General features: G+C 30.8%; 25 protein-coding genes and 1 other RNA gene. 6 read left to right on the forward strand and 20 right to left on the reverse strand.

Features of this window, described 5'->3' with window-relative positions; genetic code table 11:
- Nucleotides 1-15 precede the first annotated feature (15 nt).
- Entirely contained in the window at nt 16-435 is a 420-nt protein-coding gene (locus tag Q0684_RS06715) for a nucleoside-diphosphate kinase (RefSeq protein WP_299014177.1), read from the forward strand.
- Nucleotides 436-570: 135 nt separating this feature from the next.
- Here Q0684_RS06715 and ftsY read toward each other — a convergent pair whose 3' ends face one another.
- From ftsY to Q0684_RS06765, 10 genes are all read right to left on the reverse strand, one after another.
- Nucleotides 571-1545 carry a signal recognition particle-docking protein FtsY gene (gene ftsY, locus Q0684_RS06720; protein ID WP_299014180.1) on the reverse strand — a complete coding sequence of 325 codons (975 nt, stop codon included), beginning with the start codon at nt 1543-1545 and terminating at the stop codon, nt 571-573.
- Nucleotides 1546-1830: 285 nt separating this feature from the next.
- Nucleotides 1831-1983: a DUF4295 domain-containing protein gene (locus Q0684_RS06725; protein ID WP_298764974.1), complete on the reverse strand. Its 153-nt coding sequence runs from the start codon at nt 1981-1983 to the stop codon at nt 1831-1833.
- A gap of 52 nt (nt 1984-2035) precedes the next feature.
- Complete coding sequence (rpmG, locus tag Q0684_RS06730; protein WP_298764976.1) at nt 2036-2218, reverse strand: 50S ribosomal protein L33; 183 nt, start codon at nt 2216-2218, stop codon at nt 2036-2038.
- 27 nt (nt 2219-2245) lie between these two features.
- The gene (rpmB, locus tag Q0684_RS06735) at nt 2246-2485 is read right to left on the reverse strand and encodes a 50S ribosomal protein L28 (protein WP_298764978.1); all 240 of its coding nucleotides are present in this window, start codon (nt 2483-2485) and stop codon (nt 2246-2248) included.
- Between the two features lie 88 nt (nt 2486-2573).
- Complete coding sequence (locus Q0684_RS06740; RefSeq protein WP_299014185.1) at nt 2574-3815, reverse strand: competence/damage-inducible protein A; 1242 nt, start codon at nt 3813-3815, stop codon at nt 2574-2576.
- 78 nt (nt 3816-3893) lie between these two features.
- Nucleotides 3894-4208: a hypothetical protein gene (locus tag Q0684_RS06745; protein WP_299014187.1), complete on the reverse strand. Its 315-nt coding sequence runs from the start codon at nt 4206-4208 to the stop codon at nt 3894-3896.
- A 2-nt stretch (nt 4209-4210) separates the two neighbouring features.
- Nucleotides 4211-4501 (reverse strand): hypothetical protein, encoded by a 291-nt coding sequence (locus Q0684_RS06750; protein WP_299014189.1) that lies wholly within the window; start codon nt 4499-4501, stop codon nt 4211-4213.
- A gap of 29 nt (nt 4502-4530) precedes the next feature.
- Nucleotides 4531-5139 (reverse strand): fumarylacetoacetate hydrolase family protein, encoded by a 609-nt coding sequence (locus Q0684_RS06755; protein WP_299014193.1) that lies wholly within the window; start codon nt 5137-5139, stop codon nt 4531-4533.
- 260 nt (nt 5140-5399) lie between these two features.
- Nucleotides 5400-6269 (reverse strand): formyltetrahydrofolate deformylase, encoded by an 870-nt coding sequence (gene purU, locus Q0684_RS06760; protein ID WP_299014195.1) that lies wholly within the window; start codon nt 6267-6269, stop codon nt 5400-5402.
- 106 nt (nt 6270-6375) lie between these two features.
- The gene (locus tag Q0684_RS06765) at nt 6376-7215 is read right to left on the reverse strand and encodes a 1,4-dihydroxy-2-naphthoyl-CoA synthase (RefSeq protein WP_299014197.1); all 840 of its coding nucleotides are present in this window, start codon (nt 7213-7215) and stop codon (nt 6376-6378) included.
- Between the two features lie 66 nt (nt 7216-7281).
- On the opposite strand from Q0684_RS06765, the gene Q0684_RS06770 reads away from it, so the two are divergent.
- Nucleotides 7282-8439, forward strand: coding sequence for an alpha/beta hydrolase-fold protein (locus Q0684_RS06770; protein WP_299014200.1), 1158 nt, complete (start codon nt 7282-7284; stop codon nt 8437-8439).
- A gap of 195 nt (nt 8440-8634) precedes the next feature.
- On the opposite strand, the gene Q0684_RS06775 is transcribed toward Q0684_RS06770, so the two are convergent.
- The 5 genes from Q0684_RS06775 to ffs form a co-directional block, all read right to left on the reverse strand.
- Complete coding sequence (locus Q0684_RS06775; protein WP_299014203.1) at nt 8635-9126, reverse strand: DNA-binding protein; 492 nt, start codon at nt 9124-9126, stop codon at nt 8635-8637.
- Nucleotides 9126-10850 carry a 2-succinyl-5-enolpyruvyl-6-hydroxy-3-cyclohexene-1-carboxylic-acid synthase gene (gene menD / locus Q0684_RS06780; protein ID WP_299014206.1) on the reverse strand — a complete coding sequence of 575 codons (1725 nt, stop codon included), beginning with the start codon at nt 10848-10850 and terminating at the stop codon, nt 9126-9128. The genes Q0684_RS06775 and menD overlap by 1 nt, the downstream gene beginning before the upstream one ends.
- 284 nt (nt 10851-11134) lie before the next feature.
- Nucleotides 11135-11788 (reverse strand): fructose-6-phosphate aldolase, encoded by a 654-nt coding sequence (gene fsa, locus Q0684_RS06785; protein ID WP_299014209.1) that lies wholly within the window; start codon nt 11786-11788, stop codon nt 11135-11137.
- A gap of 482 nt (nt 11789-12270) precedes the next feature.
- A complete protein-coding gene (locus tag Q0684_RS06790) occupies nt 12271-13074 on the reverse strand; it encodes an SDR family oxidoreductase (RefSeq protein ID WP_299014212.1) in 804 nt (267 codons plus the stop codon).
- Between the two features lie 197 nt (nt 13075-13271).
- Nucleotides 13272-13370, reverse strand: an RNA gene (gene ffs / locus Q0684_RS06795) — signal recognition particle sRNA small type.
- 177 nt (nt 13371-13547) lie between these two features.
- Between ffs and Q0684_RS06800 the strand changes: the two genes are divergently transcribed.
- From Q0684_RS06800 to Q0684_RS06815, 4 genes are all read left to right on the forward strand, one after another.
- Nucleotides 13548-14069, forward strand: a complete 522-nt coding sequence (locus tag Q0684_RS06800) for a DUF4199 domain-containing protein (RefSeq protein WP_299014215.1) — start codon at nt 13548-13550, stop codon at nt 14067-14069.
- A gap of 79 nt (nt 14070-14148) precedes the next feature.
- Entirely contained in the window at nt 14149-15105 is a 957-nt protein-coding gene (locus Q0684_RS06805) for a glycosyltransferase family 2 protein (RefSeq protein WP_299014217.1), read from the forward strand.
- A gap of 58 nt (nt 15106-15163) precedes the next feature.
- The gene (locus Q0684_RS06810; protein WP_299014221.1) at nt 15164-16879 is read left to right on the forward strand and encodes a phospho-sugar mutase; all 1716 of its coding nucleotides are present in this window, start codon (nt 15164-15166) and stop codon (nt 16877-16879) included.
- The gene (locus Q0684_RS06815; protein ID WP_299014226.1) at nt 16879-18708 is read left to right on the forward strand and encodes an ABC transporter ATP-binding protein; all 1830 of its coding nucleotides are present in this window, start codon (nt 16879-16881) and stop codon (nt 18706-18708) included. The genes Q0684_RS06810 and Q0684_RS06815 overlap by 1 nt, the downstream gene beginning before the upstream one ends.
- Before the next feature lie 218 nt (nt 18709-18926).
- On the opposite strand, the gene Q0684_RS06820 is transcribed toward Q0684_RS06815, so the two are convergent.
- The 5 genes from Q0684_RS06820 to Q0684_RS06840 all read right to left on the reverse strand — a co-directional run bounded on the left by Q0684_RS06820 (nt 18927) and on the right by Q0684_RS06840 (nt 23774).
- The gene (locus Q0684_RS06820) at nt 18927-19721 is read right to left on the reverse strand and encodes a glycosyltransferase (protein WP_299014228.1); all 795 of its coding nucleotides are present in this window, start codon (nt 19719-19721) and stop codon (nt 18927-18929) included.
- Complete coding sequence (locus Q0684_RS06825; RefSeq protein ID WP_299014230.1) at nt 19718-21160, reverse strand: HD domain-containing protein; 1443 nt, start codon at nt 21158-21160, stop codon at nt 19718-19720. Before Q0684_RS06825 ends, Q0684_RS06820 begins: the two co-directional genes overlap by 4 nt.
- A 67-nt stretch (nt 21161-21227) precedes the next feature.
- On the reverse strand, nt 21228-22193 hold the full coding sequence (locus Q0684_RS06830) for a stealth family protein (RefSeq protein WP_299014232.1): 966 nt from the start codon (nt 22191-22193) through the stop codon (nt 21228-21230).
- A 1-nt stretch (nt 22194) separates the two neighbouring features.
- Nucleotides 22195-22944, reverse strand: coding sequence for a glycosyltransferase family 2 protein (locus Q0684_RS06835; protein WP_299014233.1), 750 nt, complete (start codon nt 22942-22944; stop codon nt 22195-22197).
- A 14-nt stretch (nt 22945-22958) separates the two neighbouring features.
- Nucleotides 22959-23774 (reverse strand): 2,3,4,5-tetrahydropyridine-2,6-dicarboxylate N-succinyltransferase, encoded by an 816-nt coding sequence (locus Q0684_RS06840; RefSeq protein ID WP_299014235.1) that lies wholly within the window; start codon nt 23772-23774, stop codon nt 22959-22961.
- Nucleotides 23775-23822: the final 48 nt, after the last annotated feature.

A 23822-nucleotide genomic window follows, 5' to 3' on the forward strand; every position in this document is an offset into this window, starting at 1 on the left:
TTAAAAGTCGATATAATGACAACAAATAGAACATTTACAATGCTAAAACCAGATGCTGTAGAAAACGGACATACTGGCGCAATCTTAGAAAAAATTAACGCTGCAGGTTTTAGAATTGTAGCTTTAAAGAAAACCCAAATGACAAAAGCAGACGCAGAAACTTTTTATGCTGTGCATAATGAGCGTCCGTTTTTTGGAGAATTGGTGGAATTTATGACAAGAGGACCAATTGTTGCAGCTATTTTAGAAAAAGATAACGCAGTAGAAGATTTTAGAACGTTAATTGGTGCTACAAATCCTGCTGATGCTGCTGAAGGTACAATTAGAAAATTATATGCAACTTCTATGGGAGAAAATGCTGTACATGGTTCTGATTCTGATGAAAATGCTGCTATTGAAGGAAACTTTCACTTCTCTGGAAGAGAGCAGTTTTAATCTTTAGCTTTTGGCTTTTGGCTTTTGGCTTTTGGCTTTTGGCTTTTGGCTTTTGGCTTTTGGCTTTTGGCTTTAATAAAAAACTCGTAATCAATTTTTGATTACGAGTTTTTTTTATAACTTTTCTGAATTTTTCTATTTGAAGAAAGAATCTACAAATTCGTGTTTATTGAAAACCTGTAAATCGTCTATACCTTCTCCTACTCCAATATATTTTACGGGTATTTTAAATTGATCTGAAATACCAATTACAACTCCACCTTTTGCTGTACCATCTAATTTAGTTACTGCTAAAGAGGTTACTTCTGTTGCTTTTGTAAATTGTTTGGCTTGCTCAAATGCATTTTGACCTGTAGAACCATCTAAAACTAATAAAACATCGTGTGGTGAATTGTCTACCACTTTTTGCATTACTCTTTTTATTTTGGTTAACTCGTTCATTAAGTTTACCTTATTGTGCAATCTACCTGCTGTGTCTATAATTACAACATCTGCATTTTGATTTACAGCAGATTTTAAGGTATCAAAAGCTACAGAAGCTGGGTCTGAACCCATTTCTTGCCTTACAATTGGTACATCTGTTCTGTCTGCCCAAACTTGTAATTGATCTATTGCTGCTGCTCTAAAGGTATCTGCTGCGCCTAAAACTACTTTTAGACCTTGCTTTTTAAATTGACTAGCCAATTTACCAATTGTGGTGGTTTTACCAACTCCATTTACACCAACTACCATTAAAACATAAGGCATTTTATTGCCATCTTTGTCTTTTTCTATCGTTGGAATTTTAAACTCGGTCTCATTACCAACATTCGTTTCTGATAATAAACCTGCTATTTCTTCTCGTAGAATTCTATTTAATTCGTCTGTACCAACATATTTGTCTTTGGCAACACGTGCTTCTATTCTATCAATTACTTTTAAGGTAGTTTCTACACCAACATCAGAGGCTACTAAAACCTCTTCTAAGTTGTCTAAAACATCATCATCTACTTTAGATTTACCTGCAACTGCTTTAGATAATTTATCAAAAAAATTAGTTTTGGTTTTTTCTAAACCTTTGTCTAATGTTTCTTTTTTTTCTTTTGAAAATATTTTTTTAAAAAAACTCATAGTTAGAGCTGTTAGTTTTTAGTGTTTGGTTATTAGTTGTCTAAAATTATACCAAAGTAAATATTTGACAAATTGTCTGATATTACTTTACGCTGGCAAACAAGCTGCGTTAGGGATTGCAGCATTTGTTTGAGCTCTCACGCTTTTTAGCGTGAAGCGAGTGCGAAAAGCCCGACCTTTAGGTAACGCCCAAAACCATATAATGCTCTAAGCGTTACAAATATAGGGCAAAAAAAAACTACTTTCTAAAAATAGAAAGTAGTTTTATAAGTTATGCAGTAAATATTACTTTTTAGCTAAAAAGTCATTTACTTTAGAAGGATCCATAATTGCTTCTACAAACATGTAAGCTCCTGTTTTTGGAGATTTTACCATTTTTATAGCTTTACTTAATCTTTTTGATCCTGTTTGTAACGATGCTACTGATTTCTTTGCCATTGTCTAAATGTTTTTTATCTATGTGCTCTATTCTGAGTTCTAGATGTTTTAATTATTTAATTTCTTTGTGAACAGTCATTTTATTTAAAATAGAGTTAAATTTCTTAATCTCCATTCTATCAGGACTATTTTTCTTGTTCTTAGTTGTAATGTATCTAGAAGTACCTGGTTTACCAGAAGCTTTGTGCTCTGTACATTCTAAAATTACTTGAACTCTATTACCTTTTTTTGCCATTTGTATAAAATTTTAAATTGCTTAAGCTTACTTAGTTAAAAATCCGTTAGCTCTAGCTTCTTTTATAACTGCAGAAATTCCTTTCTTGTTAATATTTTTTAAAGCAGATGCAGATACTTTTAAAGTAATCCATTTATCTTCTTCTGGAATGTAAAAACGCTTGGTCATTAAATTAGCGTCAAACTTTCTTTTTGTTCTATTTAAAGCCTTAGAAACATTGTTTCCAACCATTGCTTTTTTTCCTGTTAATTCACAAACTCTAGACATCTTTTCGACAGTATTTATAGTGTTATCTCTAAACGAGGTGCAAATCTACAAATAATTAAAAGATTGAACAAAACTATTTTGCAAATTTTTAAAGAATTTCTCTTTGTAGTATTTCTAGCGCTTTGCTTACCGTTCTGTTGATTACTTTCTCTCTAGGTTGCCCAAAGTTAAACTCTTCTACAACTTGCTTATTATCAGAAACTACTGCTATAAAAACAACACCTGCGTTGGTTGTGTTTTTATCTGTTGTTGGGCCTGCATTGCCTGTAACTGCTACTGCAAAATTAGTGTTTAACTTGTCTTTAGCGCCTTTTGCCATTTCTAATGCTACTGCTGCACTTACTACTGTGTGTGTATATATAGTTTGCGCGGAAACATTTAACAAATCTGTTTTTGTTTCTGCGGAATACGCAATAATACTACCTTTATAATAGGCTGAAGAACCTGAAACAGCAACTAAGGTAGCCGCTATTTTGCCACCTGTTACACTTTCTGCAGTACAAATGGTTTGGCTTTTTTCTTTTAATAGGATTCCTATTCTCTTTTCTAAGGAAGCATCATCATCTAAACCTGTAATAATTTCTGGTATTAACTGATAAACTTTTGCAACTTCTGCATCTAATTCTTTTTCTAATTTTGCTTCGTTATTACTTTTACCAGACAAACGCAAACGCACTCTGCCATAAGATGGCAAATAGGCTAACTTTATATGTGCTGGTAAATTATTTTCGAAATCTTCTATTTTTTCTGCAATATTGCTCTCTCCTTCTCCATAAGTCATAATTGTTTTATGGATGATAAAAGGCAATTGAAATTGTGCTTGAATTTTAGGTAACACTTTATTGGTTATTAATCCTTTCATTTCATAAGGCACTCCTGGTAAGGATACAAAAACAGTATTATTCTCAAAAAACCACATGCCTGGTGCTGTACCAAATGCGTTGTGTAAAACGGTTGCTTTAGATGGTATTTGGGCTTGTGTTCTTTGTATGGGTTTAAAAGGTCTGTTTAGTCTTGCAAAAATTCCCTTTACATGCGCTATAACTTCTGGATGTTCTATAATTTCTGTATCATTAAAATACTTGGCTAGTGTTTTCTTGGTGATATCGTCTTTTGTTGGCCCTAAACCTCCTGTAATAATAACGATATCTGCTCTAGATTCTGCTTCTTTTAGCGCTTTTAAAATATGCTCTTCATCATCTTGTATAGAACTGATTTGATACACAGAAACGCCTATTTTATTTAATTCTTTACCAATCCATTGTGAGTTGGTGTCTATAATTTGTCCGATTAAAATCTCGTCTCCTATCGTTATAATTTCTGCTTTCATTTATTTAACTACGCGGGTTTAAAGGCAATAAAGTGGTTAAATTTTAATTGTAGTACTAAAACCTAAGTTGTTTTTATTTTACTCACCTATTCTTTCTATCTCTTCTTTTTTAATTTTCTTTTTACGATTCCAAATACCATTTAAAATTTGAAACGATACAAACACAAATACCAAACCTAAAGTAAACGATTTAAAACCAATTGCAGTTAAATCAAATTCATCAACAGTTAATTCACTAAATAGCATAAGATAAACAGGGTGTACAATTGCACCTAAAAAATAAATTACAATTCCTATAAAACCAAATAACCATTTATTTTTCTGATGATTTTCAGCAAGTCTGTAGAAATAAAAGCCTATATAAAATAGTAATATGTATGGTAAGAATTGCATTTTTACTCTTTTCCTATTTCATCTAAATTATTGTTCTCTAAACTCTTTTTTACCAATCGTTTTCTAAGCGCTATAAAAAATAAGTATGGTATTATAATACTTAATAAAACGGATAAATATCTGTTGCCAACAAAACCTTCTTCAATTTTAAAATCTGTACTAAAACCATAGATTAAAAGGTAAACAAACCTTGTAGACCAAGAGACCATAAAACCAATAAAAAAATAGAATACTTTATTTTTTTCAAAGCGTTTTGCTAAGTAAGTATAGGAAACCCCTATTAATAAAGACACAATTATTTGAACTACAAAATTTACCAAGATTATTTTACTCGAATATTAAATGCTTCTTTGCCTTCTATAACACCTTTTAAATTATCATTTTCTGCAACTTTACCAACTCCTGCAGGTGTTCCTGTAAAAATAAGATCTCCTTTTTTTAAGGTGAAATATTGCGAAACGTAACTTATTAATTCATCTATTTTCCATAACATGGTTTTAGATTCACCATCTTGTACTAAAATATCGTTTTTGTACAATTGGAATTTTATATTTTCTAAATTGAAATTTTCTTTGGCATAAAACTCACCCACAACTGCACTTCCATCAAAGGCTTTTGCCTTTTCCCATGGCAAACCTTTTTCTTTACATTTTTGTTGCACATCTCTTGCTGTAAAATCGATTCCTAAACCAATTTCATCATAATATTTATGCGCAAACTTTGCATCTATATGTTTCCCTACTTTATTTATTTTTACCAAAACCTCTACTTCATAATGTACATCATTAGAAAATGGCGGTATAAAAAATGGATTTTTACGTGGTAAAATAGCAGAATCTGGCTTTAAAAAAACTACAGGATGTTCTGGTTTTTCATTTGCTAATTCTTCGATATGTTTTGCGTAGTTGCGCCCAATACAAATTATTTTCATGATCCCCATTTAATTTCCCCAAAGGGGAAAAATACGCTTATGTTTATCTTTGCGCAAAATTAAAACGCTAAGTTACTTTAACTTCAATACCATCTTAGTCTTCCTATTTTGACATACCTTATGGAAAGTTAAGTAAGAAACACTCTTCTCTAGAAGATATTTCTTATCAATTATACTTCTTTTTATTCTATTTTTTTAACAATAGTTCCTTCCCTAGCCTGTGTTGAGCGCAAGCGAAACAGGAAGGTTAGGATGGGATTTTACTCCCCAGCCTCTGGAAAAACAATTGCCTTGTTGCCATTTACAATAATTTGATGATTCAAATGATTTTTTACAGCTTTTGCTAAAACCAATTTCTCTATATCTGCACCAATTCTTTTTAATGTTTTTGCTGTACTTTCATGCGTTACACGCTCCACATCTTGCTCTATAATTGGACCTTCATCTAAATCTTCTGTAGCATAATGTGCTGTTGCCCCAATTAACTTTACTCCTCTTTCATACGCTCTCTTATAAGGATTTGCTCCTTGAAAGGCTGGTAAGAAAGAATGATGAATATTTATAATTCTCTCCTTATAATGATTGATAAAATCTGACGATAAAATCTGCATATATCTTGCCATAACTACCAAATCTACCTGATTAGTATCTAAAAGACGAATAACTTGTGCTTCTTGCTCTTGCTTGGTTTCTTTAGTTACTGGCAAATGGTAATATGGTATACCAAACATATCTGCAATAGGTCTTAATTTATTATGATTGCTAATTACCATTTTAATAGTACAATCTAACAAACCTTCTTTTTGTCTAGACAACAAATCATACAAATTATGACTGGTATGAGAAACCATAATGGCTACATTTTGCTTTTGATCTTCATAATGTACAGACCAATTTAATTGTAAAGGTTCAGCTAAGCATACAAAAGCAACTTCTAAGTCTTTTTTGGTGATTTTTGTGCCATCTGCATCTAAACGAATTCGCATAAAATAGCGATTTTCGTCTGCATTTACATACTGCTGACAACTTACAATATTGAATCCTTTGTTGAAAAAAAAGTTGGTTACTTTAGCCAAAACTCCTTTTTGATCTGGACATTTTATTAAAAATGTTACTATTTGTGATTTCATTCCCATCTTAATCTTCCCAAAGGGAAGAAACTGTTATGTTATTATTGTGTTTTTATAATCTGTATACTCAAGAGTGTTTTTCCCCTTTGGGGAAATTAAAAGGGGATTATGGTATCCACTTTTTAGGGAAATTAGGTTTTCTCTTTTCAAGAAAAGCATCTCTTCCCTCTTTTGCTTCATCTGTCATATATGCCAAACGCGTTGCTTCTCCTGCAAAAACTTGTTGCCCAACCATACCATCATCTGTAAGATTCATGGCAAATTTTAGCATTTTTATAGAAGTCGGACTTTTCTCTAAAATTTCTTGTGCCCATTGGTAAGCTGTACTTTCTAATTCGTCATGAGGAATAACAGCATTTACCATTCCCATTTCATAAGCTTCTTGAGCAGAATAGTTTCTCCCTAAAAAGAAAATTTCTCTTGCTTTTTTTTGCCCCACCATTTTTGCCAAATATGCAGAACCATAACCACCATCAAAACTAGTTACATCTGCATCTGTTTGTTTAAAAATAGCATGTTCTTTACTCGCTAAAGTTAAATCGCAAACTACATGTAAACTATGGCCACCACCAACTGCCCAACCAGGCACTACACAAATTACTGCTTTTGGCATAAAACGTATTAAACGTTGTACTTCTAAAATATTTAATCTGTGGTAACCATCATCGCCTACATAACCTTGATGACCACGTGCTTTTTGATCTCCACCAGAACAAAACGAATACACCCCATCTTTGGTGCTTGGCCCTTCTGCAGAAAGTAAAACTACACCTATATTTACGTCTTCTCCTGCATCATAAAATGCATCATATAACTCAGAAGTTGTTTTTGGTCTAAAAGCATTTCTTACATTAGGTCTATTAAATGCAATTCTAGCTACAGAACCACTTTTCTTATAAGTAATATCTTCATATTCTTTAACGGTTTTCCAATCCGGTTGTATCATATTTTTGTATTTTAGGCGTTAGTTATAAAAACTAAACTATTGTTACAAAAATAAACATTCTAAATCATGATTAAGAAATCGTTGCTATTAATATTTATATTTTTTTGTGTCTTTGGTTATTCACAAAAAATTATTTCTAAAAAAATTACCTCAGATTTTTTAGAAGATACAAGAGAAATAAAAATTTACTTGCCTGAAGGTTATGATCCAGATGCTGATAAGAATTATCCGCTAGCTATAGTTTTAGACGCAGAATATTTATTTGATGCTTATGTTGGAAACGCTGTTTTATTTGCAGCCAAAGACAAAGCGCCCAAACAAATTGTAGTAGGTATAAATATGGCTAAAACTAGAAAAAAAGACACTTATTTTGATTTGAATTCTGGTAATCTTACAGTAAGCAATAAAATGTTTTATGATTTTTTAAAAAATGAAGTTATTTATTACGTTGAAGCAAACTATAAAACATCTCCTTTTATATCTATTGTTGGTAATGGTACTTCTGCAAACTTAATTACGAGCTTTTTAAGTGAAAACTCGCCATTAATAAATGCATATATTTGTATTAATGCCACTTATTCAGAGGCTATTCTAAATCAAATGGCAGGCTACGAGTTGGCAAGATTAAAAAAAGAAGATAATACATTTTACTTTTACAATAACAACTCCACAAGTTTTTCTAATGCCAAACAAACTAAAATTGCCGGGTTTCAAAAAAGTATGAGTAACTTAAACATTAGCAATTTTAATGTAATAAATGATATAATTGAAACTGAAAGCAGTGTTTCTGCCCTAAGTGAAGCCATACCAAGAGCATTAACTAAGGTTTTTGAAATATATTCTGCCATTTCTAAAGAAGAATTTGATAAAAACGTGAAAAATCTTGAGCCTTTAGATGCCATTTCTTACTTAGAAAATAAATACTTAGATATTGAATTTTTATTTGGTAGTAATTTAGGAATTAGAGAGCAAGATATTTATGCCGTTGAAAAGATTGTAATAGAAAAAGAAAACGGAGACCAACTGCTTAATTTTGGAAGAATGATTTTAAAATTATACCCAACTTCTCCTTTAGGTGATTATTATATGGGACGTTATTATGAAGAAGGACAAAATAGAAGAAAGGCACTAAAACACTACAAAATTGGTTATGGTAAAATGGATCCTGCAGACCCAAATGCAGATGCTTTTTATGAAAACATATTAAGAATTGGTGGGCAGTAAGTAGTTGTGAGTTATGAGTTATGAGTTATGAGTTATGAGTTATGAGTTATGAGTTATGAGTTATGAGTTATGAGTTAAAATTTGAAAAAAATCACATGCTTTTAACACGATAAACTAATGAACTTATAAACAATTTTAACATTACAACTTTAAAACTTTACAACTTTTAAACTTTTAAACTTTATAACTTTACAATTAAGAAACCAAAACAATTCTATCTGCTTCTAAAGTAATTAGTTTTTGCTTGTATAAATTACCAACTGCTTTTTTAAAGGCTTTTTTACTCATTTTCATATGAAAACGTATAGAATCTGGGCTGCTTTTGTCGGTTAACATTAAAAAACCTTCTTTACTAGCTTTTAATTTATCTAAAACTTTTTGAGTATCAGCATCTATTACATTTCTAAAACCTTGTGGTCTTAAAGAAACATCTATTTTACCGTCTTCTCTAATTTGTTTGATATAGCCAGTAATTTCCATGTTTTCTTCTAAATCTTGAAAAACCTCACTTCTAAAAAGCAAACCATCATACTCTTCATTAATTAAAACAGTATAACCTAAGCCTGTTTCTGTTTCTATAACTAGATTTACTTTATCACCTTCTTTAAAATCGTAATCAAATTCTTGAAAACTATTTTCCTCCTTTAAATTATCCTCTTCTTGGTTAAATTCTTCTTGTAAACTCATTATTTTATGTATTTAAAATAGTCTTTTAAAACCGTGTCATTTTCGGCACTTGGCGTAAAGATTTCTAATATTTTTGGTTGATCAGATTCGTTAAAGAATCCGTTTAATTCACGATTTACTATTGCTGTTGCAAATGCTTTTTGATACGTAAAACCATACGTTTTCGCCAAATGTTCTGCTGTTAAACAATGTGGTGTTTCAAAATAGTTTAATGCATTTGTTGTTCTTGGACCAGGAATTATTTTAAAAATTCCACCACCAGAATTATTCATTACAATAATTCTAAAATTCTTAGGGATATTAGTATTCCATAAGGCATTAGAATCATAGAAAAAACTTAAATCGCCCGTAATTAAAAGCGTTTGATTTTTACTAGCAAAAGCAGCACCAATAGCAGTACTTGTGCTACCATCTATACCACTTGTGCCCCTGTTACAAAATACTTGTATGCTATTTTTAATGGTAAACAATTGCGCATAACGTATTATGGCGCTATTGCTAATTTGCAGTTGTGTATTTTCTGGCACTTCAATTAAAACTTGTTCAAATACCTTAAAATCTGAGTGTTTTAAATCGGCAAAATAATGGGCATGTTTTTCTCTTCTGTAATCTCTAATTGCCAACCATTTTGATTGGTAATCGCTTTTTATTGGCCCTATAAATTGATTGAAATTACGAAAGAAATCTACAGGTGTGGTTTGTATAAATTCCGATAAACAGAAAAAAGTATTGGTTGCTTTTCTGGCATCTATATTCCAATGATGTTTAGGTTGATAATCTCTTAAAAAACGTTTGATTCTTTTAGAAACAATCATGCCACCAAATGTTACCAAAACATCGGGTTGTAATGCTTTAAATTCTGCATCTTCTAAAGAGAAAATTAATTGATCTATAGCATTTACAGCTTTGTTATGATGCAAATTAGACGTAGTTTCTGTAAGTATTAAAACAGACTCATCTTCTGCATACAAATCTATTAAATTGTGTAATTCCTTATTTGGATAATTTACACCAACTACAATCATTTTTTTGGAAGCTGCAGACCAAATATTTGCTAATTTCTGATAATCGATATGGGAATTATCTAAAGAACTTAAAGAAATATTAGGAAAATTAAATTCCTCCAATTCTGGCACAGTTTCATACAAAGGCTCATCAAAAGGCACGTTTACATGCACAGGACCTTGTTGTGAGGTTGCTATTTGTAAAGCTTCGCCAATTAATTGACCGTTTCTGGTTTTAAATTTTGGATTTTCTACCAAATTTGCAGAAAACAAAATATGGTTTGCAAATACGTTTTCTTGACGTATGGTTTGCCCATCGCCAATGTCTATTAAATGTTTGGGTCTGTCTGCAGAAATAATTACAAGCGGAATGTTGCTATAAAATGCCTCTGCAATTGCAGGATAATAATTTAACAACGCAGAACCAGAAGTACATAAAACAGCAACTGGTTTTTGTTTTTGTTGTGCAATACCTAAAGCAAAAAATGCTGCACAACGCTCGTCTACCACACTTAATGTTTCAATTTCTGGGTGATTAGAAAAACCTATGGTTAAAGGCGCATTTCTAGAACCTGGAGAAATAACAACAGTATCAATTTTAAATTGAGTACAGGCAGAAATTACCAATTGTGCAAGTTCTTTTTTAGGGAAAAGAGCCTCTCCTAACCTCTCCAAAGGAGAGGAATTTTCAATATTATGAAAATTTGATTCTTTGCTCATGTGGAATTCTAATTCCTATTATTTTAAAAACTCCAAACTGATTAAATTTGGAGTTCTTTGTGTTTCTTTTAATTCAATTTGCCGGCAAACAAGTCTAGCCCTGATTGAAACGGCATCCTTTTTGCCTTTTTCGGCAAAAAGATATAGTGGAAAGCAGGAAATAGCTTCTAATAATTTTTAAAATTGTAGTTCTTAAATTAAAAAGTATTAACTAAAAACTAAAAACCAACAACTAAAAACTATTCACACCACAGTTCCTTCCCTTTGGGAAGGTTAGGATGGGATTAATTTCCCTTCTGATAATCTGCCAAAAACTTAGCCAAACCACTATCTGTTAAAGGGTGTTTTAACAAACCTTCTATAGCGCTTAAAGGTCCTGTCATTACATCAGATCCTAATTTTGCACAGTCTATAATATGCATTGTATGACGCACAGAAGCTGCTAAAATTTCTGTTGCAAAACCATAATTATCATAAATCTGACGAATTTCTGCAATAAGGTTTAAACCGTCTGTAGAAATATCATCTAAACGTCCAATAAATGGCGATACATAGGTTGCACCTGCTTTGGCAGCCAATAAAGCCTGACCTGCAGAAAACACCAATGTTACGTTGGTTTTAATGCCTTTAGAAGAAAAATATTTACACGCTTTTACACCATCTTTTATCATTGGTAATTTTACCACAATTTGCGGGTTTAAAGCAGCCAAAGCTTCTCCTTCTTTTACCATTCCATCAAAATCTGTAGCAATTACTTCTGCAGAAACATCCCCATCTACCAACTCGCAAATTGCTTTGTAGTGGTTAATAATATTAGCTTCTCCTGTAATGCCTTCTTTGGCCATTAAAGATGGATTAGTTGTTACACCATCTAAAATTCCCATGGCTTGCGCTTCTTCAATTTGAGCTAAATTTGCTGTGTCTATAAAAAATTTCATGTTCTAATTTTATAATATTTAGTTGATTTTATTTTATTTGGGCGCCTGCCTACCGCAGGCAGGTTTTAACGGGCTTTACGCACTCGCTTCACGCAAAAAAGCGTGAGAGCTCAAACAATCGCTCCAATCCCTAACGCAAAGATAGTTAGTTCTTAACAATTTCAAGAAATTAAACAACACTATTTTAATGTTAAAAGCTAAGTAATGTAAGTTCGATATAACTATTGTAGTTTATACCTTGTATGCAGCTAAAAATTAGTTACTTATCATTTCGAACGAAACGATTTGTTACATGTCATTTCGAACGAAACAAAGTGTAGTTGAGAAATCTTATACTTAATTTCAGAAATCTCCACAAAATCGAAATGACATTAATTTTAAATATTATAAGACGTAACTAACTGATAAATAATGTTTTTAAATCGAAATCACTATAAGTAATGAAATTAAGCGAATAACTATAAAATATAATTTTATAGAAGTTACATTTTATAATGATTCATTAATAACTTCTGATACCAAGTATCTGGCAACAGACGTTTTAATACAATCGAAAATTTTTCCATAAAACCACCCACTTTGTAATGAATTTTTGGATTTTGGCTATGTATAATTTTGTCTACTGCTTTTGCCATTGCTAAAGGATTCATACCAGAATTTACATGAGCATCCATTAAATCTAAGTTTTTTTGATAATTTTCTTTGTATGCAGAATTTTCAAAAACAGGTGTATGGTATCTGCCAGCAGCAATATTGGTAGCAAAATCTCCTGGAGCTATATTTACAACATGTATTCCAAAGTTTTTTACCTCCATATTTGTGGCTTCTGTAACGGTTTCTAAAGCACCTTTAGAAGCTGAATAAATACCTCTAAAAGGCAAGCCCATATATCCTGCAATAGAAGTTACATTAATAATTTTACCAGATTTTTGCTTTCGCATTTGTGGTAAAACAGCTTTCATTACATTTATGGCTCCAAAAAAATTCGTGTCAAAAACAGCTCTCATTTTTTCTGTTGGTGTATCTTCTATAGCGCCAGTAATGCCCATACCTGCATTATTTACCAAAACATCTAAACGATTTTCTTTTTTAAGCACCAAAGCTACAGCAGTTGCAATAGTATCTTCTTTTAAAACATCTAAAGCAATTAAATTAAAATTGTGCTTTTCTTGGTTTTTAGGATTTCTACTGGTACCATAAACAATATTACCTTTTTCAGCTAAAAAAGTGGCTATTGCTTTTCCTATTCCAGAAGATGCACCAGTAATTAAAATAACTTTACTCATAGAATAAGTTTTAACGTATCAGATTTAAAATTCAAAAATAAGGTTTTGATAATTTATGAGAGGTCAATAAAACGAAAAGAAAGTGTATTATTAATTTAAAAAAGTAAATTATAAAGTAATTTTATTCTTTGAAGTCCTTACTGGAGCCTGTATTGAGCGAAGTCGAAATAGAAAGGATTTAGGATAGGAACAAAAAAAAATGGCAAGCTACCTACATCACACTGCTACAACCTAATACCTTTGCTGCATTCCTGCCCTGGAGGATTCAAAGGGAGCTAGTTGTGTAGAACTTGCCGATGCAAATTTACAATCTTATTTGATTTAAACAATTAAAAAAAGATTAATTTTTTTGTAACATTTTTAATTTATTGAATACTAACATTTTGTTGAAAATGATGTAAAAACATTAAAAATAAATATGCCATATCAACGAAATGAATATATTTGTATAACTAACTAAAATTTTGGTAAAAATGGAAAATGAAGTGAATAGTAAAAGTATTATTGTAAATAACGGAGCTACGTTAGGTGTTATTGGTATTATTATTAGTGTTGTAATTTATGCAATGGGCATGCATCTAGACCCACATTGGTCTGTTTCAGTTGTACAATCTGCCGTAGTTATTGCTTTTGTTATTTTAGGAATTAAAAAATTTAAAGCAGCTAATGGTGGTTTCATGTCTTGGGGACAAGGTGTTAAAATTGGAGTTGGTATTACTGTTTTAGCAGGTTTAATAGGCGCAATTTATAACTATGTTTTCATTTCTTTTATAGAACCAGACTTTTTAACTCAAATGATGGAAGTTCAAAATCAAAAATTTCTTGATCAAGGTTTGACAGAAGAGCAAATTGAAACAGCAAATGCTATGAGTGGTTCTATGCAAAATCCTTTAATAATTTCTGCATTTGCAATAATTGGTAGTGCTATATTCGGTTTTGTTATTGCTGCTATTGCTGCTGCAATCATGAAAAAGTCCGAAGAAGAAACGTACTAAAAAATGGTTTAAAAGTTTTTAAGGTAAAAAAGTTCTAAAGTTGTATTCCAACTTTACAACTTTACAACTAAAAAATAATATGAATATTTCAATTGTAATTCCGCTTTTAAACGAAGCAGAATCTTTACAAGAATTACACGATTGGATTGCAAAAGTTATGCAATCCAATCGTTATTTATATGAAATTATTTTTATTGATGACGGCTCTACAGATACTTCTTGGCAAGTAATTGAAAAACTATCACAAAAAAACGAAGCTGTAAAAGGCATTCGTTTTCAAAGAAACTTTGGTAAATCGCAAGCTTTAGACGCTGGTTTTGCAATGGCAAAAGGCGTTGTAGTTATTACCATGGATGCAGATTTGCAAGACAATCCAGAAGAAATACCAGAATTATACGACTTAATTATTAAAGAAGATTTCGATTTAATTTCTGGTTGGAAAAAGAAAAGATACGACAACGTTATCACCAAAAACATTCCGTCTAAATTATTTAATGCCGCTGCCAGAAAAACTTCAGGACTAAAATTACACGACTTTAATTGTGGTTTAAAAGCGTACAAAAACGAGGTAATTAAAGCCGTAAAAGTTAGTGGAGAAATGCACAGATACATTCCTGTTTTAGCTAAAAACGAAGGCTACACAAAAATAGGCGAAAAAGTAGTGCAACACCAAGCCAGAAAATACGGAGAAACTAAATTTGGTATAGACCGTTTTGTAAACGGATTTTTAGATTTAATTACCATTTCTTTTCTATCAAAATTTGGTAAAAGACCCATGCATTTCTTCGGGCTTTGGGGTACTTTTATGTTTTTATTTGGTACATTCTCTGCACTTTATATTGGTATTATAAAACTGTACAAAGTTTACAATGGCATAAAAACAATATTGGTTACAGACAATCCGTGGTTTTATATAGCGTTAACTTCTATGATTTTAGGTACTTTATTATTTTTAGCTGGCTTTATTGGAGAACTCATCATTAAAACCAAAAACAATGAAAAACACTACGTTATTAGAGAAAAACTAAATTTCTAAACTATATATTTGTAAATTAAGCACAAAATTATATTTACCCTTTATTCCACCAAAAAAAATGAGCGAAATTCTAGACAAAGCAAAACTATGGTTATCTCCTATTTTTGATACTGAAACGCAACAAGAAATTCAAAATTTAATAGATACAAATTCAGATGCGCTAGCAGATCGTTTTTATAAAGATATGGAGTTTGGTACTGGTGGAATGCGTGGTTTAATGGGCGCAGGAACCAACAGAATTAATAAATATACTTTAGGTAGAGCTACACAAGGTTTGTCTAATTATTTGTTAGAAAATGTAAAAAAAGCACAAAAAAGTGTTGTAATTGCTTACGATTGCAGACACAATAGTAAAAAGTTTGCAAAAGTAGTTGCAGATGTTTTGTCTGCCAACAACATTAAAGTTTTTTTGTTTGACGATTTACGTGCAACACCAGAATTATCTTTTGCAGTAAGACATTTAAATTGTGATGCAGGTATTGTTTTAACTGCCTCTCACAATCCGCCAGAATACAATGGCTATAAAGTGTATTGGGCAGATGGCGGCCAAATTGTACCACCACATGATAATGGAATAATTAGCAAAGTAAACGCTTTAGATTTCTCTGAAATTAACTTTAATGCCAATGAAGATTTAATTGAGGTTATTGGTGCAGCTGTAGACAAAGCTTTTATTGAAGCTTCAGTAAAAAACGGCTCTTTATCTGATAAAGTAGATCGTAAAAACTTAAAAATTGTATTTACATCTTTACACGGAACTTCTATAATGTCCGTGCCAGATGCTTTAAAAAATGCAGGCTATACAGATGTGCATCTTGTAGCAGAACAAAGCAAGCCAAATGGCGATTTTCCTACAGTAAAATCTCCAAACCCAGAAGAACCAGAAGCCTTACAAATGGCCACTGATTTAGCCAATAAAATTGATGCAGATATTGTTATTGGTACAGATCCAGATTGTGATAGATTAGGTGTTGCTGTTAGAGATTTAGATGGCCATATGAAACTAATGAATGGGAACCAAACCATGGTTGTTATGACTGAGTTTTTACTAAAAAAGTGGAAAGAAACTGACAAAATAAACGGAAAACAATTTATTGGCTCTACTATTGTATCTACAGAATTGGTAAATGAAATTGCGGCAACCTATAATGTAAATACCAAAGTTGGTTTAACTGGTTTTAAATGGATCGCTAAAATGGTACGTGATTTCCCTGAACTGGATTTAATTGGTGGTGGAGAAGAAAGTTTTGGTTATATGGTTGGGGATTTTGTAAGGGATAAAGATGCAGTTACAGCTACTTTATTAGCCTGCGAAGTTGCTGCTTTAGCAAAACAAAATGACAGTTCTTTTTATGAAGAATTGTTACAAATTTATGTTCGAAATAATTTTTATAAAGAACACTTAATTTCGATTACCAAAAAAGGTATGGATGGTGCTGCAGAAATACAACAAATGTTAAGCGATATGCGTAACAATCCAATTACTGAAATTGATGGAGAAAAAATTGCCACACTTTCTGATTACAATAGCTCTGTAAAAAGAAATTTAATTACTGGTGAAGAAACTACTATAGATTTACCAAAATCTAATGTGTTAATTTATCAAACAGAAAAAGGTACCAGAATTGCTGCAAGACCAAGTGGAACAGAACCTAAAATAAAGTTTTATTTTAGTGTAAATTCTGTTTTAGATACAAAAGAAAACGCTCTAAAGGTTGAAGCTGAATTAGATGCTAAAATTCAGCGAATTATTAAAGAAATGAAATTGAATTAATGGGATATTTTAAAGATATTTTAAAATATGAAAAAAAGTATAGAAAATTTACAGTTCTAAATATTGTCTTTAATATTCTCTATGCTATTTTTAATGTACTTTCTGTATTAGCTTTTATACCTGTTTTAGGCATTCTATTTGAAACTGATAAAACTGTAATAAAGAAACCCGTTTATGAGAATTTAACAGGTATTGGTACTTATTTAAAAGAAAGCTTTTATTACATAATTTCTGAAAAAATTAAAAATGAAGGGTCTATTAAAACCCTTGTTTTTATTTGTTTATTGGCAATTTCCTTATTTTTCTTAAAAAACTTTTTTAGATATTTAGCATCTTACGTTATTACATTTTTAAGAACGGGTATTGTAAAAGATTTAAGAGACAATTTGTACAAAAAAATTGTAGAACTCCCTATTTCCTATTTTTCCGAAAAAAGAAAAGGAGATATTATTGCACGTATGACAGCAGACGTGCAAGAAGTAGAAACCTCTATACTAACCTCAATAGAAACAATTGTTAGAGAGCCTTTAACTGTAATTATAGCCATTTCTATAATGCTATTTATGAGCGTAAAACTTACCTTGTTTGTGTTTGTTTTATTACCTGTTTCTGGTTTTATTATCTCGTCTATCAGTAAAAAATTAAAGTCAAATTCTGTAAAAGCACAAAAAGAAACAGGTAATTTTCTTTCTTTTATAGAAGAAACTTTAACAGGCTTACGCATTATTAAAGGCTTTAATGCAGAACGTATTATTGAAGATAAATTTAATACCTCTACCACAAATTTTAAAAAACTAACCACTAGTGTTTTTCATAGAAAAACATTGGCATCTCCAATGAGTGAGTTTTTAGGTTCTGCCACTATAATTGCTATTCTTTGGTATGGAGGTACAGAAGTTCTATCGAACACAAGCGCTTTACAACCTGATGAATTTATGGGTTATATTGTGCTGTTTTATACCGTATTAAATCCTATAAAATTAATTACAACTACGTTTTATAACATTCAAAAAGGAGAAGCTTCTGCAGAAAGAATAATGCAGGTTTTAAATACAGAAAATGATATTGTAGACAAAGAAAACGCTTTAGTAAAGAAAGATTTCAAGCAGCAAATAACTTTTAAAAACATTTCTTTTAAATATAAAGAAGATTATGTTTTAAATGATTTTTCTTTAACGATAAATAAAGGAGAAACTGTTGCCTTGGTTGGACAATCTGGTAGTGGAAAATCTACTTTAGCCAACTTAATTACGCGTTTTTATGATATAAATAAAGGTGAAGTATTAATTGATGGTGAAAACATTAAAAACATTACTAAAAAATCTTTAAGAGATTTAATGGGTATTGTTGCTCAAGATTCCATTTTATTTAATGATACCATTGCTAATAACATTAAACTAGGTACACAAAACGCAACTGACGAAGAAATATTAGCAGCAGCAAAAATTGCCAATGCAGACGAATTTATTCAACCGTTAAAAGAAAAATACAATACCAATATTGGCGATAGTGGTAACACACTTTCTGGTGGTCAAAAACAGCGTTTATCTATTGCAAGAGCTGTTCTTAAAAACCCACCAATAATGATTTTAGATGAGGCTACCTCTGCCCTAGACACAGAATCTGAACAATTGGTGCAAGTTGCTTTAGAAAAAATGATGCAAAATAGAACTTCTATCGTAATTGCTCACAGATTATCTACCATACAAAAAGCAGATAAAATAGTGGTTTTACAAAAAGGTAAAATTGTAGAACAGGGAAAACATGAAGAACTTTTAGCAAAAAAAGGAGAATATTTTAAGTTGGTAACTATGCAATCTTTAAGCTAATTTATTTTCTTTTTAAAGTTTCGCTTTATAGGAAAAGTGTAAATAATCGCTAATTTTATATTGAAATAAATTAATTTAAGCGCTTAAATTCTTGTAAGCAATAGAGATTTTCACTCCTTTTAAATATAAAACCAAGAGCTCTTTACAAACACAGACAAACGCTATGTTTGCCTATTCCTTCTATAAAATCTAAAGTTTACAAACAATCACTTTCTGAATTAACGCTTTTCTAAACCATTTAAGCAAAAATAATTTTGCTGCTTTTGTTTTTCTTTCAAAAGGTTTTTATTAAAAAGTAAATCTTCTTTCGCATATTTTTCTTTATGAAATAAATGATAGACAATTGCTTTGTTTTTTACAGATTTCCCCTTAACACCTATAGCTTTTAATCTCCATTCTATATCGTTATCCTCACCTACTGCAGCTCTTACATAGTCTTCATCATAACCATTTACTTTAGAAATAGTTTTTTTGGAAATACCCCAATTGCAGCCAATTAACCATTTATTATTACTGTTGTAAGACAAATTTAAAAATGGACTGTAAATACCTATTTTTTTCTTTTTACTTTTAGAGAATAAGATGTTTAAAAAATTTAAACTTTTTAAATCAAATGTTTCTTTTAACTTTAAAGTAATGCGCTCAGAAAGCATTACTCTACGTCCTTTAAGCATTACATTTTCCTCAAAATTGTCTATATAACCTTTTATAAAATGTTTGTGTGGCACACAATCTCCATCAATAAAAACCAACAAATCTCCAGAAGCTTGCTTTATAGATTTATTTAACATTACGTTTTTTCTAAAACCTAAATCCTCATTTTGATTTGTGTGTTTTATAGGGAAATTATAAAGTTTTTTGAATTCTTTTAAATGTATCAATGTTTCCTCATTATTGTCATCTTCAGAAACAATAACTTCAAAATTAGTTACACTTTGATTGGCAAGTGCTTTTAAAATTAACCCTAAGTTTGTGTTGTTTTTATAATAAGAAATAATAACAGATACCATCATTTTTTTGTTATTAAATTTGCTTTTAAACCTAGTTTCTCTCCTTCTTTTATCATAAAATTAAAACAAGCTTTATGTTCATTTGGTATTTTACCTTCTAAAATAGCTTCTTTTATTGCTTCCTTTATCTGCCCAATTTCTCTACAAGGTTTTAAATTAAAAGTAGTCATAATTTCTTCTCCAGAAATTGGTGGCTGAAAATTACGCACTTTATCGCGTGCTTCCACTTCTTTTATTTTTTCTCTAACAAACTTAAAATTTTGATGATATTTTTTAAATTTCTTTGGATTTTTAGTAGTAATATCTGCTTCACAAAGCGTCATTAACGCATCAATATCATCTCCTGCATCAAATACCAAACGCCTCACTGCAGCATCTGTAACTTCGCTTGCCAAAACTATGGGTCTAGAACTTAATAAAACCATTTTTTGAACAAATTTCATTTTAGTATTCATTGGCATTTTTAACCTCTTAAATAATTTATAAACCATTTTAGAGCCTATAAATTCATGGTTATGAAAAGTCCAACCTACTTTTTTACTAAACTTTTTTGTAGGTGCTTTACCAATATCATGTAACAAAGCCGCCCAACGCAACCAAACATCTTGTGTGTTTTTTGCAATATTATCTACCACTTCTAATGTGTGGTAAAAGTTATCTTTATGCTTTTGCCCTTCAACCTCATCAACACCTTTTAAAGCAGTTAATTCTGTTATAATTAAAGGTAATAATTGTGTTTTTTCTAACAACAAAAAACCAATTGAAGGCTTTTCTGAAGAGAGTATTTTGTTTAATTCTACAACAATACGTTCTTTGGTAATTATAGTTAATCTGTTGGCATTATTTAAAATTGCGTCTAGTGATTTTTGCGCTATTTTAAAGTTTAATTGCGTTGCAAAACGAATAGCACGCATCATTCTTAAAGGATCATCAGAATAGGTAATATCTGGATTTAGTGGCGTTTTAATAATGCCATTTTGTAAATCTTCCATACCATTAAAAGGGTCTAGTAATTCTCCAAAACTACCTTCATTTAAACTTAAAGCGAGTGCATTTATAGTAAAATCTCTTCTATTTTGGTCGTCGTGTAAAGTACCTTCAGATACAGCAGGGTTTCTACTATTTTCTGTGTAAGATTCTTTTCTAGCGCCTACAAATTCAATTTCTACATCTTTAAAACGCAACATGGCTGTGCCATAGGTTTTAAATACTTGTACTTTTGGTTTGTTGGGTAATAGTTGAGATACTTTTAAAGCCAAATCTATACCACTGCCAATAGCAACAATATCTATATCTTTTGCAGTGCCCCTTTCTAGGAAAAAATCGCGCACAAAACCGCCAATTACATAACTCTTTAAGTTTAAATCTTGCGATGCTTTAGAAATTACTGTAAAAATTTCTGACGAAATTGCTTGTTTAAAATTTGTACTATTTTTTGACACAGAAATATATTTTAAAATACAAATTTACTATTTAAATAAGTTGATATAAAAAAAGACTGGTAATTATTTATACATTATATTTTTTATGCAACCAATCTTTTATAAATACTAATTTATTTGGTGGACATACATCTAAACTTTGCATGCATAAAAACAATTTGGTTTGTGTATTTTTTGCTTTTTCTAACTTAGACTTTAACCAAAAAAAAGGTTTCTTATAATTCTGAAAATAGATCAATTGATAGTCATTTAATAAAACACCCGTTTTATTTTTTATTTCTAAATGATTGGCTAAGCTTTGTATGGTAAATTGTTCTATGTTTCTGAATTTGTATTTAATATTTTTTTCAAGAATTTCTTTATTATTATCAAAAAAGGTAGCTAATGACGATTTTCTTATTGGATGCGCAATATGATGAAATTTGTAATACTTTTTAAAACCAAAAACTTTTGCCCCAGTTTCTTGCGCTAATTTATGACTTGGTCTTTTAGTTTTACTTTTCTTTTGAAAAACATACTTTAACTTTTTTATGAAAATATCTTCATTAAAAGTTTTCCAAAAACCTCTTAAAATAGGCTGTTGATTTATAAAAAAATCTTCAATTTTAGTTTCCTTTAAAAAAAATGTATCATCATTTAAGTAAATAAAATGCTCGGAAAGATTGGGTATTTTATATAATAAAGTTTCTATAGATCTTGAATTAAAAGTGGGTAAATACTCTAAATGATCTCTAAATATTTCTGTATGATCTACAATTTTTACTGTTGGATATAAGTGACTATTCTCCGTTAAAAATGCGGGTACCTGTTTATCTGTAACAATATAAATGGTACGCACAAATTTGGCATATTTTAAAATAGATTTAACGCAATATTCTATTTCATTTACTTGGTTAAACCGATTTGTTAATTCTTTTGAATTTAATACAGTTTTATCTTTTAAATACTTTTGTATTTTATCTTTATGCTTAGGTTCTTTGCCATCTACCCAAGTAATTACTGCATCAATAAGTAAAGGTTCAGTTGTTTTCATACTAAACCATTTTTCTATTTAGCAACCACAATTTAACGTAACGTGTTAAAACAGCGTATGCCTGAATTTTTGCCACTAAAAAACCTACAAAACCATCTAAAAAACCAAGCCTAATAATGTAATGGATAAAAAATCGTGCCGCAGGTTTTACCAAAATATGAAAAAGGTTTACTTTTTTCCCTTTTTCATGCAAATGTTGTGCTTGTAATGCAGCATAATGATTCATTTTAGCAATATAATGATCGTAAGAACGGTAAGAGAAATGGTCTATCTTATTTTTGAAAAAACCAAGTTTGCCACTCGCTTTTATGGTTTCATGAACCACGCCATTGTAGTTGCAATGTTCTTTTAAAAACAAACGAATTACTTTATCTCTTTGAAAACCGCTGTATTTTACTCTTTTACCTGCAAAATAAAACGCTCTTCTTACATAAAAACCAACAAAATCTTGCGGATTTTTAACGGCATTCTTAATTTCTAACTCAACTGCTGGTGTTACACGTTCATCTGCATCTAAAATATAAATCCAAGAATAGTTGGCTTGCGAAATCGCATAATTCTTTTGAGAAGAAAAATCATCAAACTTTCGCTTGATGATTTTTACATTTAATTCTGCTGCTATTTCTAACGTTTTATCTGTACTGTATGAATCTATAACAATAATTTCGTCTGCAAAATGTACAGATTGTATAGCATCTGCAATATGCAACTCTTCATTTAAAGTAGGTATAATTACCGAAATTTTTGTCATGAAAATTGTACTTTTTAAACGGCTACGTCATACTCACGCAAAGCATCGTTTAAAGAGGTTTTTTTGTTGGTACTTTCTTTTCTTCTTCCAATAATTAATGCACAAGGCACATTGTATTCTCCAGCGGCAAATTTCTTGGTATAACTACCAGGTATAACTACAGATCTTGCAGGTACTCTACCTTTCATTTCTACAGGCTCATCTCCAGTAACATCTATAATTTTAGTACTCATGGTTAAAACCACGTTAGCACCTAAAACCGCTTCTTTTTCTACTCTAACACCTTCAACAACGATACATCTAGAACCTACAAAAACACCATCTTCTATAATTACAGGCGCTGCTTGTAAAGGCTCTAAAACGCCACCAATACCAACACCACCAGAAAGGTGTACATTTTTACCAATTTGTGCACAAGAACCCACTGTTGCCCAAGTATCTACCATAGTACCTTCATCTACATAAGCACCAATATTTACATAACTTGGCATTAAGATTGTACCAGGTGAAAGGTAAGATCCTTTACGAGCAGAAGCACCAGGAACAACACGTACGCCTTGAGCCTCATAATCAGTTTTTAATGGCATTTTATCATGATATTCAAAAATACCTGCTTCTAAAGTTTCCATTTTCTGAATAGGGAAATACAAAACCACTGCTTTTTTAACCCATTCATTCACCTGCCAACCATCTGTGGTAGGTTCTGCAACTCTTAATTCTCCTTTATCCAATAAATCAACTACTTTTCTAATTGTATCTATTGTATTTTGATCTTTTAATAGCTCACGATTTTCCCAAGCTGCTTCTATAGTTTTTCTAATTTGTTCCATTTTAAAAATTTGTTTTTGCAAATATAATAGTATCTGTAAAATAGTTAG

Source organism: uncultured Polaribacter sp., from assembly GCF_947503875.1.
In the GTDB taxonomy this organism is placed as follows: domain Bacteria; phylum Bacteroidota; class Bacteroidia; order Flavobacteriales; family Flavobacteriaceae; genus Polaribacter.

Bases quoted from the DNA above. Each gene is read 5' to 3' on its own strand.
- Q0684_RS06725 (WP_298764974.1), bottom strand. From the start codon at position 1,983: ATGGCAAAGAAATCAGTAGCATCGTTACAAACAGGATCAAAAAGATTA.
- purU (WP_299014195.1), bottom strand. From the start codon at position 6,269: ATGAAATCACAAATAGTAACATTTTTAATAAAATGTCCAGATCAAAAA.
- ftsY (WP_299014180.1), bottom strand. From the start codon at position 1,545: ATGAGTTTTTTTAAAAAAATATTTTCAAAAGAAAAAAAAGAAACATTA.
- fsa (WP_299014209.1), bottom strand. From the start codon at position 11,788: ATGAAATTTTTTATAGACACAGCAAATTTAGCTCAAATTGAAGAAGCG.
- rpmB (WP_298764978.1), bottom strand. From the start codon at position 2,485: ATGTCTAGAGTTTGTGAATTAACAGGAAAAAAAGCAATGGTTGGAAAC.
- Q0684_RS06835 (WP_299014233.1), bottom strand. From the start codon at position 22,944: ATGACAAAAATTTCGGTAATTATACCTACTTTAAATGAAGAGTTGCAT.
- Q0684_RS06770 (WP_299014200.1), top strand. From the start codon at position 7,282: ATGATTAAGAAATCGTTGCTATTAATATTTATATTTTTTTGTGTCTTT.
- Q0684_RS06775 (WP_299014203.1), bottom strand. From the start codon at position 9,126: ATGAGTTTACAAGAAGAATTTAACCAAGAAGAGGATAATTTAAAGGAG.
- Q0684_RS06740 (WP_299014185.1), bottom strand. From the start codon at position 3,815: ATGAAAGCAGAAATTATAACGATAGGAGACGAGATTTTAATCGGACAA.
- Q0684_RS06715 (WP_299014177.1), top strand. From the start codon at position 16: ATGACAACAAATAGAACATTTACAATGCTAAAACCAGATGCTGTAGAA.
- Q0684_RS06810 (WP_299014221.1), top strand. From the start codon at position 15,164: ATGAGCGAAATTCTAGACAAAGCAAAACTATGGTTATCTCCTATTTTT.
- Q0684_RS06800 (WP_299014215.1), top strand. From the start codon at position 13,548: ATGGAAAATGAAGTGAATAGTAAAAGTATTATTGTAAATAACGGAGCT.
- Q0684_RS06830 (WP_299014232.1), bottom strand. From the start codon at position 22,193: ATGAAAACAACTGAACCTTTACTTATTGATGCAGTAATTACTTGGGTA.
- Q0684_RS06805 (WP_299014217.1), top strand. From the start codon at position 14,149: ATGAATATTTCAATTGTAATTCCGCTTTTAAACGAAGCAGAATCTTTA.
- menD (WP_299014206.1), bottom strand. From the start codon at position 10,850: ATGAGCAAAGAATCAAATTTTCATAATATTGAAAATTCCTCTCCTTTG.
- rpmG (WP_298764976.1), bottom strand. From the start codon at position 2,218: ATGGCAAAAAAAGGTAATAGAGTTCAAGTAATTTTAGAATGTACAGAG.
- Q0684_RS06815 (WP_299014226.1), top strand. From the start codon at position 16,879: ATGGGATATTTTAAAGATATTTTAAAATATGAAAAAAAGTATAGAAAA.
- Q0684_RS06745 (WP_299014187.1), bottom strand. From the start codon at position 4,208: ATGCAATTCTTACCATACATATTACTATTTTATATAGGCTTTTATTTC.
- Q0684_RS06765 (WP_299014197.1), bottom strand. From the start codon at position 7,215: ATGATACAACCGGATTGGAAAACCGTTAAAGAATATGAAGATATTACT.
- Q0684_RS06755 (WP_299014193.1), bottom strand. From the start codon at position 5,139: ATGAAAATAATTTGTATTGGGCGCAACTACGCAAAACATATCGAAGAA.
- Q0684_RS06790 (WP_299014212.1), bottom strand. From the start codon at position 13,074: ATGAGTAAAGTTATTTTAATTACTGGTGCATCTTCTGGAATAGGAAAA.
- Q0684_RS06820 (WP_299014228.1), bottom strand. From the start codon at position 19,721: ATGATGGTATCTGTTATTATTTCTTATTATAAAAACAACACAAACTTA.
- Q0684_RS06840 (WP_299014235.1), bottom strand. From the start codon at position 23,774: ATGGAACAAATTAGAAAAACTATAGAAGCAGCTTGGGAAAATCGTGAG.